The 314-nt window shown below is 72.9% G+C and carries 1 protein-coding gene; it reads left to right on the top strand.

The window, feature by feature from the left end:
- The coding region (locus OXS49_RS33490; RefSeq protein WP_267428797.1) for a sugar transferase at positions 1-314 on the top strand (314 nt) is incomplete at both ends.

The raw sequence follows: 314 nt of genomic DNA, 5'->3' as shown, positions 1-314 counted from the left end.
CGATCGGGCAGGTGCTGCGCAAGACCTCCCTCGACGAGCTGCCGCAGCTCTGGAACGTGCTGCGCGGCGAGATGAGCCTGGTCGGCCCCCGCCCGATCGTGCCGGCCGAGGTCGCCCGCTACGGCCGCGCGTTCCAGACCTGCTTTGCCGTGCCCCCCGGGGTGACCGGGTTGTGGCAGGTGTCGGGCCGCTCCGACACGAGCTACGCCGAGCGGGTGGCGCTGGATCTGGATTACGCCAGCCGCTGGAGCCTGCGCCGGGACATCGCGATCATGCTGCGCACCATCCCGGCGGTGCTGGCCCAGCGCGGCAGC

The organism is Methylobacterium sp. GC_Met_2, from assembly GCF_026540795.1.
In the GTDB taxonomy this organism is placed as follows: domain Bacteria; phylum Pseudomonadota; class Alphaproteobacteria; order Rhizobiales; family Beijerinckiaceae; genus Methylobacterium.
The sequence above is the reverse complement of the archived record's forward strand: the minus strand, read 5'-3'. Positions and strand labels throughout refer to the sequence as shown.